The organism is Daejeonella sp. (assembly GCF_044232565.1).
In the GTDB taxonomy this organism is placed as follows: Bacteria; Bacteroidota; Bacteroidia; order Sphingobacteriales; family Sphingobacteriaceae; genus Daejeonella.
Map to the genome: position 1 here is coordinate 1 of NZ_JBIILQ010000074.1, position 10,764 is coordinate 10,764.

Genomic DNA, 10,764 nt, shown 5'->3' on the forward strand with positions numbered 1-10,764 from the left:
GAGTCTGAAGACTCTTATTATTTGCTAATCCGTAGAGACGCTGCGCTTAACTCTACGGACAGTACGCTTAACTTATTATTTGCTAAGTACGAGTCTGAAGACTCTTATTATTTGCTAATCCGTAGAGACGCTGCGCTTAACTCTACGGACAGTACGTTATTGAACGGTATTTATTGGGTGATGAACGGTTATGATTTTAATCGGTACGAGTCTGAAGACTCTTATTATTTGCTAATCCGTAGAGACGCTGCGCTTAACTCTACGGACAGTGGAGATACACTTCACAGCTTATTCGCTCTGCCCTCTCATAATTCTCCTTTGCCTTAGCGGATAATAATCAGTTTATTTACCTCATTCTTGTTGAGAATAATCGTAAATTTGATTCAATTATGTCATTCTGGCTAATTTTAACCAGTGGCTTAGTTCTTGTAGATTATTGATTTTAAATATTTTCGCATACACATGTTAGCACTTATTAGTAAGCTTTTCGGTAGTAAATCAAACCGTGATATCAAGTTAATACTCCCCCTAGTTGAAAAAACTAAAGAAGAATATAGTAAACTATCAGGATTAAACAATGATGAATTGAGGCATAAAACCCTTGATTTTAAGTCCCGAATTAAGGAATACCTCTCTAATATTGATGTTGAAATTGCGGCAGTGAAAACAATGGCAGATTCTAGCGATTTAGCCATGAGTGAGAAGACTGCACTTTATGATCAGCTGGATAAGCTTCAAAAAGATCGTGATTCTGAACTTGAAAAGGTATTGATGGATATTCTACCTGAGGCCTTTGCGGTAATGAAAGACACTGCTCGTCGTTTTACAGAAAATCAAACCATTGAGGTTACTGCAACGCAAGCCGACCGAGAACTGGCAGCTCGTAAAAAAAATGTGGTAATTAATGGCGATAAGGCAATTCATCACAATACTTGGCTTGCTGCTGGCACCGAAGTAACCTGGAACATGATTCACTATGATGTGCAGTTAATTGGTGGTGTTGTTTTGCACCAAGGTAAAATTGCCGAAATGGCAACTGGTGAGGGTAAAACACTTGTTGGGACTTTACCAGCCTACCTTAACGCACTTTCGGGACAAGGAGTTCACATCGTTACAGTAAATGATTATTTGGCGCGTCGTGACTCCGAATGGAACGGACCGCTTTTCGAATTCCACGGATTAACCGTTGATTGTATCGATAAGCATCAACCAAATTCTGAAGAAAGACGTAAAGCCTACCTGGCTGATATCACATTCGGTACTAATAATGAATTTGGTTTCGACTACCTGCGTGACAATATGACATTGAACCCTGAAAGTCTGGTTCAACGTAAACTGCACTTCGCTATGGTGGATGAGGTGGATTCAGTATTGATCGATGATGCAAGAACGCCATTAATCATTTCCGGTCCAATTCCTCGTGGTGATGAGCATGAATTTTATGAATTGAAGCCACGTATTGAGCGTTTGGTTACTGCTCAGAAAAATTTCATTAACAGTGTTTTAAACGAGGCAAAAAAATCAATTAACGATGGCCATGGCGGTCCGCAAGAAGGCGGTCTAGCCCTTTTAAGAGCTTACCGTGGTTTACCGAAAAGTAAGGCCCTCATCAAATTTCTGAGTGAGCCTGGGATGAAGCAGGTGCTTACAAAATCGGAGCATTATTACATGGAAAACCAAAACAAGGAAATGCCTAAGGTTGATTCTGAGCTTTTCTTTGTGATCGATGAAAAAAACAATCAGGTTGAACTTACAGAGAAAGGTATCGAGTTGATTACCAGTTCCGGTGAGGATCATAATTTCTTTGTGATGCCTGATGTAGGTACTGAAATTGCCGAATTAGAAAAGTCAGCTCTCTCGGTAGAGGATAAATTGGAAAAGAAAGATGCCTTAATGCGTGATTTTTCAATTAAATCTGAACGTATTCACTCTGTAAATCAGCTATTAAAAGCTTATACTTTATTTGAAATAGACGTTGAGTACATCGTTGATGAGGGTAAAATCAAGTTGGTTGATGAGCAAACGGGTCGTATTATGGATGGCCGTCGTTATTCAGATGGCTTGCATCAGGCAATTGAGGCAAAAGAAAATGTGAAAGTGGAGGATGCTACTCAAACTTATGCCACTATTACCTTGCAAAATTTCTTCAGAATGTATCATAAGCTTTGTGGTATGACTGGTACGGCAGTAACGGAGGCTGGTGAACTTTGGCAGATCTATAAATTGGACGTAGTTGAAATTCCTACGCATGTAGTTCCTAAGCGTAAAGACGAGGAGGATATGGTTTATCGTACCGTTCGTGAGAAATATAATGCTGTTGCGGATGAAATAACAAGACTTACCCAAGCGGGTAGGCCGGTATTGGTTGGAACAACCTCAGTAGAGATTTCTGAGCTATTGAGTCGTATGCTCAAGTTAAGAGGCATTAAACATAATGTATTAAACGCCAAACTCCATCAGAAGGAGGCGGATATTGTTGCTGAAGCGGGACAAGCTGGAACGGTTACCATTGCAACCAATATGGCTGGTCGTGGTACAGATATCAAGCTTGGTCTAGGTGTGAAAGAAGCTGGTGGTTTGGCAATTGTAGGTACTGAACGTCATGAATCGCGTCGTGTTGATAGGCAGCTACGTGGTCGTGCTGGTCGCCAAGGCGACCCAGGATCAAGTCAGTTCTTTGTTTCTTTGGAAGATAATTTAATGCGTTTATTCGGTTCAGAGCGTATTTCAAACATTATGCTCCGTATGGGTATTGAGGAAGGTGAAGTTATTCAACATTCCATGATTACCAAGTCTATTGAGCGTGCGCAGCGTAAAGTAGAAGAAAACAATTTCGGTGTTCGTAAGCGTTTATTGGAGTACGATGACGTAATGAATTCGCAGCGTTCAGTAATTTATGCAAAGCGTAAAAACGCCTTGTTTGGTGAACGCCTAGATGTAGATTTGAATAATACTGTATTTGACGTTGTAGAAGACATTGTTTCTGAATACAAAGATCAAGGGAATTATGAAGGCTTCGAAATGGAGATTATTCGTATTTTCTCGATAGATCCTGAAATGACTGAAAAGCAGTTTGCGGAGACAAATATTCACAATCTTACCGATAAGGTATTTGGTAAAATTGAAAGCTATTACCACCGTAAATTAGAATCAGTTGCACAGCAAACATTCCCTGTTTTGAAAGATGTATTGACTGAGCGTGGTGATCAAATTGAGAACATTGTGGTTCCATTTACCGACGGTATTCGCTCAGTTCAGGTTACTGCAAACCTAAGAAAAGCCGTCGAGAGTGCTGGATATGAGGTTTTTAAGGCATTTGAAAAAACAGTGGTTCTGGCCTTAATTGATGATGCATGGAAGGAACATTTACGTGAAATGGACGACTTGAAGCAATCTGTTCAAAATGCTGTTTACGAGCAGAAGGATCCCCTAATTGTATATAAAATGGAGGCCTTTAATATGTTTAAGCAAATGTTGGCCACTGTAAATAAGGATATTGTAAGTTTCTTGTTTAAGGGGAATATACCATCGCAAGATCCAGCGCAGGTTCGTGAAGCTCGTCCGCAGCAGCGTCAAGATGTGAGCAAACTGAAGGTGTCGAAGCCGGAGCTTGCCCAAACAGCAAATGGCATGCCTTTAGATGATACTAGAGAATTGCAAAAAACTCAACCAATTCGTGTTGAGAATAAAATTGGAAGAAATGACCCTTGCCCTTGCGGAAGCGGCAAGAAATATAAAAATTGCCATGGTGTAGGAGCGGAGTAAATCATGAAATGGAAGAATATCGTCTCCTTAATTTTTCTTGTTATTGTTATCCATCATGCTTCGGCTCAGGATAGAGGCAAGGTAGTAGTGACGATGGATCCACAAATTGATAGTTTAATCGCGAAACGCTTGGAGCTGAGTAAAAACGTTAAATCCGGTGCCAATATTTCGGTGTCAGGCTTTAGAGTTCAGATATTTTCCGGTTTGGATCGTCAGGAAGCTTATACGGAACAGGCAAAATTTAAAGTGCGCTTTCCTGCCTACAGCACTTATATCAGTTATGTTCAGCCAAACTACAGACTTAGGGTTGGTGATTTTCGGACTAAGCTTGAGGCTGAGAAATTTATGAATGAACTAAAAAAGTATTACTCCTCTCTGTTTATTTTTTCGGACATGATAATCCTTCGATGATGCTAAAAGATAAAGTTGCATTGCTTGCCAATCAAATTCATGCTGATACGGTCGCAAACCGTAGGCATTTACATGCTCATCCTGAACTTTCTTTTCAGGAGTATGAAACGTCTGCCTTTGTTGCAAAAAAGCTTGATGAACTCGGAATTGAGTATAAAAAAATGGCAAATACTGGTCTTGTAGCCTTGATAAAGGGCTCCAAGCCATCAAATAATGTAGTAGCTCTTAGAGCTGATATGGACGCCTTACCAATTGTAGAGGCTAATGATGTGGTATATAAGTCTACTAAGCCAGGTGTAATGCATGCCTGTGGACATGATGTTCATACTTCATCCTTACTAGGAACGGCAAAAATTCTTTCTGAATTGAAGGATGATTTTGGCGGGACAGTTAAATTGATTTTTCAACCTGCTGAAGAGAAATTACCTGGTGGAGCAAATTTGATGATTCAGGAGGGTGTGCTGGAAAATCCAAAGCCTGATGCGGTACTCGGACAGCATGTAATGCCATTAATTGAGACGGGAAAGGTCGGTTTCCGGGCTGGGAAATACATGGCTTCAACAGATGAAATCTATGTAACAGTTCATGGAAAAGGAGGACATGGAGCTCAGCCTCAACAAAATATTGATCCGGTGTTAATTACATCCCATATTATCATTGCTTTACAACAGATTATTAGCCGCGTGGCCGATCCCAAAATACCATCAGTATTATCTTTCGGTAAGGTTATTGCTAATGGAGCTACCAATGTAATTCCCAATGAGGTTTATTTGGAAGGGACTTTCCGCACAATGGACGAAGAGTGGAGAGCCAAAGCTCATGAAAAAATGAAAAAAATGGCCGAAGGTATTGCCGAAGCTATGGGCGGTTCTTGTGATTTTAATATTGTAAGTGGCTATCCCTTTTTAATTAATGAGGAGGTGCTTACCGCAAATGCTCGCGCCTCGGCAGAAGAATATTTGGGTAAGGAAAATGTACTCGACCTCGATTTGTGGATGGCTGCTGAAGATTTTGCCTATTTTTCGCAGGCTACCGATGCTTGTTTTTATAGGCTCGGCACAGGTAATGTTTCTCGAGGAATAACTTCGTCTGTACATACGCCAACTTTTGATGTGGACGAAGACTCACTCAAGTTAAGCACAGGTTTAATGACTTATATTGCTCTCAAGCAGCTTGGGAATTAATTGTAGCCCATTGGCCAATCTTTTTAAATTATGATGAAGAAACTATTTTTATTTCTCAGCTTGATGAGTATTTCTGGAATGGGTTTCGCTCAGCAAATTCCTCGGTTTAACCCTGATACTGTTTTAACGGTCACCATTGATTCGGCGATAACGGTTACTTCTACTCGTTTAACCATAGAGAGCTTCATTAATGAAATTATTAATGATACTAGTTTTTATGCAGCCTTTCGCAACATGAAAAAGTACTCTTTTTCTGCTGAAAATAGGGTTTTTACGTACGATAAGGAAAATGCAGTGGAAGGAAAAATCTACCGTAAAATATATCATAACAATGATGGCCCCTATAAAATGCAGTTTCTTGACAAAAAGGATGAAGGCAAGGTTTATAAGAAAAATGGAAAATACTCACTCTACACGGTAGAGATGTTTGATTATATTTTCATGAATGCTTACAACTCTGATTTTGTGCCTTCTGCACCTATCAGCGGTGCTAAAGGTGAAAGTAATGAATCGTACAAGGATAAGCTAAAAACCCTAATTTTTAGTCCCGGAAGACCAATAAAAGGCGTTCCTTTTATTGGGAATAAAACACAGATTTTTACTCCAAACATGAGGCAATATTATGATTATTCTTTTTATCGGGGCACTTACCTAGACTCTATTCCTGTTTATCGATTTAAAATTGCAATGAAGCCTGGTCTGTCAAATTGGACAAAAGATGGATTGATGATTAAGGAGCTAACTACAATTTTTGATATGCGTAATTTTCAGATTTTGGGACGTTACGTGGATATGAAATATGATAATTTTGCCTTCGATTTTGATGTACAGATGAATATTGAATTAGGTTATTTTGATGATAATCAGACTCTTTTGCCTACAAAAGTAACGTATCAAGGAAATTGGGATATTCCCTTTAAACGGCAAGAGAGAGCGAGCTTTTTAATCCTACACAAGGGCTATAAATAATAATAGAATCCTAATCAAAAAATTAAATCTTGAAATAAGCGTTACTCTTTTGGGACTATTCTTTTTAGCTTTAATTATCAGGTAAGATTAATTATTTCTCAGTAATTATTAGCCTTTTCATTTTCAAAACAAAAAAATCATTAATTTTAAATTCCAAAAATAAGCTTTGATTCCAAAAGAAACCGTAGACAAAATTATTGAAACATCCCGTATTGAGGAAGTTGTAGGCGATTTTGTGTCCTTGAAAAGGCGCGGTACGAGCATGATTGGGCTCTGTCCTTTCCACAATGAGCGGACTCCCTCTTTCCACGTTTCGGTAGCTAAAGGAATTTTTAAATGCTTTGGATGTGGCCAAGGGGGCGATTCTGTTCGCTTTATCATGGAACATGAAAAGGCTACCTATCCGGAGGCACTTCGTTATTTAGCTAGTAAGTACAGTGTTGAAATAGAGGAAGTTGAGAATTCCCCTGAAGAACAAGCTGTAAATGACCGTCGAGAAAGTTTATATATCGTTTCTGGTTTTGCAGCTAAGTATTTCCATGAGCAAATGATGGCAACAGATGAGGGCAAAACCATTGGGCTCTCTTATTTCAAGGAGAGGGGTTTTCGTGACGATATCATTAAGAAATTTGAGCTGGGTTATTCGCCCGATGTTTGGGATGCACTTACAGAACAAGCAGTAAAAGAGGGATATAGTCTTCAGTTTTTGGAAGATACGGGTTTAACTATCCGTAAGGATAATGAAAAGCTTTATGATAGATTCCGTGGGAGGGTTATGTTCCCGATTCATAGTTTTACTGGTAGGGTAATTGGATTTGGTGGGAGAACTTTAAAAACAGATAAGGCGGTTCCAAAATATGTGAACTCTCCAGAAAGCGATATTTACCATAAGTCGAATGTGTTGTATGGCTTGTTTTTTGCCAAAAAACCTATTCGCGATCAAGATAATTGCTATTTAGTGGAGGGCTATGCCGATGTGCTATCGGTGCATCAAGCAGGTGTAGAAAATGTGGTTGCTTCCTCGGGAACATCTCTAACAATCGAACAAATTCGTTTGATTGGTCGCTTCACAAAAAACATTACGATTCTTTATGATGGGGATGAAGCGGGAATAAAGGCATCTCTTAGAGGTCTCGACATGATTTTGGAAGAGGGGCTCAATGTGAAGGTGGTTTTATTTCCGGATGGACATGACCCCGACTCCTATGTTCAAGCGTTTGGGAGCGCTGCTTTTAAAACTCATATTGAACAAAATAAAAAAGATTTTATTTTATATAAAACTGGAATCTTGCTTAAAGATGCCGGCAATGACCCTATTAAACGTGCAGGAATTATTCGTGAAGTAGTAGAAAGTATTGCCAAGATTCCTGATGGTATTAAAGCCTCCGTTTTTGTTCGTGAGTGCAGCTCCCTTCTCCAAATTGAAGAAAGGGTACTTATTTCAGAGCTCAATAAGATTCATCTTAGTAAGTCAAAAAAAGATAATTCTAATTATATCGCTCCGCAGCAAGCTCAAACTCCTCCTGAAGCTTCCGCCTCTGTACTTACCGGAATTTCAGATGGTGATGATAAGCAGGAAAAGGAAATTATACGCCTACTCTTAAATTATGGCCATGAATTAGTCCACTGGGATGATATTACTGATACCTACATTGCTCCATACATCATTTCTAACTTATCGGATGTAACTTTTGAAAACCCCCTTTGTATCCGTATTCTTGACGTTTACAAAAAGGAGCTCGAAAATGGTTCTTTACCTTCTGAACAGGACTTTATCAAACATGTTGATCATGAAATAGCTGATTTAGCGATTGCAATGGTTTCATCGCCATACATTTTGAGTGAAAACTGGTATGCCAAAAGAAAAATTTATGTTCGTAATGAAAGTGAAAACTTAAGAGCAACCATTTTGGGTGGAATATTTCATTTGAAAAAGCGTAAGGTGGACCGTATTCTTAAAAAAATCCGAGATGATATCCAGCTGGAGACTGATGCAGATAACCAAGCTATTCTTATGCGCCATTATATGCAGGTAAAGGAAGTAGAGAAGGGAATATCCATGTTTTTGGGCTCCGTTATTATCAAATAATGGCTTCACATAATGATTTGGGTACACTTGGGGAGCAATTAGCTAAGCAATTTCTTGAAAAATCTGCTTATGAAATTCTAGATGAGAACTGGGTGCATAAAAAATCTGAAATCGATTTGATTGTTTATAAAGACTCTAAAATTATTTTTGTTGAGGTGAAAACACGTAAGAATAATACTTTTGCCGAGCCCGAAGATTTTGTAAACCCTAATAAACAGAAACAAATGGCTTTAGCTGCTGAGGAATATATTCATTTGATGAATCACCAGCATGGAATAAGATTTGATATTATTTCTATTTTGTTTGATAATGTTGGGAAACCAATAATAAAACACATTGAAGATGCTTTTTGGCCTTGAAATTGGTCCTACCTTAAAAATGCGAACATGCGACATAAACTAATTTATCTTTCCTATTGTACCCTTTTTCTTTTGACAAATTGCTCAAATGGACAAGTAGAGCACACAAGTGCTGGCTCACATTGGCTTAGCCCCTTAGCCGGCACATCGGTAAATCTTGGCGATAGCGTCAATCTGCAGCTTAGCTTGTCCAATAAGGCCGATTCTATAGTGTTTTTCACCGATGGTATCAAATTGGGAAATTCCAAAGGTGAGTCAGCCCTCCATATTTCGACTAGTAATCTTTCATTAGGTATAAAAACCATTGGTGCTTTAGTGTATCGTGGGAATGAAGAGCCCGAAGAAATAAGTACCAATATTGTTGTAAAATCGACTCTTGTGCCCCAAACATTAAAGTATAGTGTCCAGGCAACATTCAATCATGATACGAGTTCGTACACACAAGGGCTAGAGTATTACAAAGGTTTTCTATATGAAAGTGATGGTCTGTTAGGTGAATCAAGCATCAGAAAAACTGAAATTTCTACTGGAAAAGTTTTGCAGCTCACTAAAATAAGTGATGAAATTTTTGCTGAGGGAATAACGATTGTGGAGGATAAAATCTTCATGTTAACCTACCGAAATGCTATAAATTTGGAGTTTGAGCTCAATTCATTGAAGTTTATTCGTCAGTTTCCGGTGCAGTATCAAAGAGAGGGCTGGGGGTTATGTAATGATGGTAAAGTTATTTATAGTACAGATGGAACTAATTCAATTTATGTTTTAAATAAGGATACCTATATGCAGGAGCGAGCTATTGAGGTTTATGATCATAAAGGACCTGTATATGAGCTTAATGAGCTAGAGTTTGTGGATGGGATGATTTATGCCAACATTTATAATTCTAATCGTATCGTTATAATAGATCCTGCAACAGGTCAAGTAAAGGCTGAGGTTGATTTGAGTAATCTCTATCCTGACTCAAGCCGTTCCATGAAAGATTTTGACGGTTTTGTGCTTAATGGTATTGCTTGGGATAGTAAGGCTAAACGTCTATTTGTGACGGGTAAAAAATGGGATAAATTGTTTCAGATTAAATTGAGTGCACAGTAAAATTTGAATTGCAGATTATAAAAAGCAAACTTTGTCATCCTATGTTTGTCCTCAACCTCTGCTAAAACCTTTCGGGTGCTTTTCTTTTTTCATTGCTTATGATTTCCACTTTGTCATTGCGCGCGTTTTCCGCTTTGTCATTGCGCGCACAGCGTGGCAATCTCAATCACCAATCGACGTCAAATTTGGAGATTGCTTCGTCGTTCCTCCTAGCAATAACAAGAAAAAATGCCCACTACCTCCAGGCCTTGTACCTATTAATTAAGCCATTGGTCGAAGCATCATGCCCGCTAACCAGTTTATTATCCTCCAGTTCTGGTAAAATGCGCCCAGCCAGTTGTTTTCCCAGTTCAACTCCCCATTGATCGAAGCTGAAAATATTCCATATAATACCCTGAACAAATATTTTATGTTCATAAATGGCGATAAGTGAACCAAGAGTTTGGGGTGTAATTTTTTTAATAAGAATAGAGTTAGTTGGTCGGTTACCTTCAAAAACTTTGAATGGAGCAAGTTTCTCTATCTCTGCCGCAGTTTTTCCGGCAGCTTTTAGTTCAGCTTCCACCTCATCTCTGTTCTTTCCATTCATTAAAGCTTCAGTCTGAGCGAAGAAATTAGATAGCAATAACTGATGATGATTTCCAATTGGATTATGACTTTGAGCAGGTGCTATAAAATCACAGGGAATAAGTTTAGTGCCTTGATGTATGAGCTGGTAAAAAGCATGCTGTCCGTTAGTGCCGGGTTCGCCCCAGATCACCGGACCAGTTTGATAGTCGATAGCTTTACCGCTACGGTCGGTTGATTTTCCATTACTTTCCATATCTCCCTGCTGAAAATAGGCCGCAAAGCGATGCATATACTGATCGTATGGCAGTATCGCCTGACTTTCAGC

8 protein-coding genes and 1 pseudogene are annotated in these 10,764 nt (G+C 38.9%); 8 read left to right on the top strand and 1 reads right to left on the bottom strand.

Going from position 1 to position 10,764, the window contains the following annotated elements; all coding sequences use genetic code 11:
• From ACILQF_RS05955 to ACILQF_RS05990, 8 genes are all read left to right on the top strand, one after another.
• Positions 1-327, top strand: a 327-nt coding sequence (locus tag ACILQF_RS05955; protein WP_395626501.1) for a hypothetical protein, incomplete at its 5' end; no start/stop codon positions are given.
• A 135-nt stretch (positions 328-462) separates the two neighbouring features.
• A complete protein-coding gene (gene secA / locus ACILQF_RS05960; protein WP_395626502.1) occupies positions 463-3,765 on the top strand; it encodes a preprotein translocase subunit SecA in 3,303 nt (1,100 codons plus the stop codon).
• A 3-nt stretch (positions 3,766-3,768) separates the two neighbouring features.
• A complete protein-coding gene (locus ACILQF_RS05965; RefSeq protein ID WP_395626503.1) occupies positions 3,769-4,176 on the top strand; it encodes an SPOR domain-containing protein in 408 nt (135 codons plus the stop codon).
• The gene (locus ACILQF_RS05970; protein WP_395626507.1) at positions 4,176-5,360 is read left to right on the top strand and encodes a M20 family metallopeptidase; all 1,185 of its coding nucleotides are present in this window, start codon (positions 4,176-4,178) and stop codon (positions 5,358-5,360) included. The genes ACILQF_RS05965 and ACILQF_RS05970 overlap by 1 nt, the downstream gene beginning before the upstream one ends.
• 33 nt (positions 5,361-5,393) lie before the next feature.
• The gene (locus ACILQF_RS05975; protein WP_395626508.1) at positions 5,394-6,329 is read left to right on the top strand and encodes a hypothetical protein; all 936 of its coding nucleotides are present in this window, start codon (positions 5,394-5,396) and stop codon (positions 6,327-6,329) included.
• Positions 6,330-6,495: 166 nt separating this feature from the next.
• On the top strand, positions 6,496-8,418 hold the full coding sequence (gene dnaG, locus ACILQF_RS05980) for a DNA primase (protein WP_395626504.1): 1,923 nt from the start codon (positions 6,496-6,498) through the stop codon (positions 8,416-8,418).
• Positions 8,418-8,777: a YraN family protein gene (locus tag ACILQF_RS05985; protein ID WP_395626505.1), complete on the top strand. Its 360-nt coding sequence runs from the start codon at positions 8,418-8,420 to the stop codon at positions 8,775-8,777. The genes dnaG and ACILQF_RS05985 overlap by 1 nt, the downstream gene beginning before the upstream one ends.
• 27 nt (positions 8,778-8,804) lie before the next feature.
• The gene (locus tag ACILQF_RS05990) at positions 8,805-9,869 is read left to right on the top strand and encodes a glutaminyl-peptide cyclotransferase (protein ID WP_395626506.1); all 1,065 of its coding nucleotides are present in this window, start codon (positions 8,805-8,807) and stop codon (positions 9,867-9,869) included.
• A 235-nt stretch (positions 9,870-10,104) separates the two neighbouring features.
• Here the strand turns inward: ACILQF_RS05990 and pgi are convergent.
• Positions 10,105-10,764 (bottom strand): annotated as a pseudogene (gene pgi, locus ACILQF_RS05995) (glucose-6-phosphate isomerase); the annotation flags it as partial.

Excerpts from the sequence above, each read along its gene's own strand:
- secA (WP_395626502.1), top strand. The coding sequence starts at position 463 with ATGTTAGCACTTATTAGTAAGCTTTTCGGTAGTAAATCAAACCGTGAT.
- ACILQF_RS05965 (WP_395626503.1), top strand. The coding sequence starts at position 3,769 with ATGAAATGGAAGAATATCGTCTCCTTAATTTTTCTTGTTATTGTTATC.
- ACILQF_RS05970 (WP_395626507.1), top strand. The coding sequence starts at position 4,176 with ATGCTAAAAGATAAAGTTGCATTGCTTGCCAATCAAATTCATGCTGAT.
- ACILQF_RS05975 (WP_395626508.1), top strand. The coding sequence starts at position 5,394 with ATGAAGAAACTATTTTTATTTCTCAGCTTGATGAGTATTTCTGGAATG.
- ACILQF_RS05985 (WP_395626505.1), top strand. The coding sequence starts at position 8,418 with ATGGCTTCACATAATGATTTGGGTACACTTGGGGAGCAATTAGCTAAG.
- ACILQF_RS05990 (WP_395626506.1), top strand. The coding sequence starts at position 8,805 with ATGCGACATAAACTAATTTATCTTTCCTATTGTACCCTTTTTCTTTTG.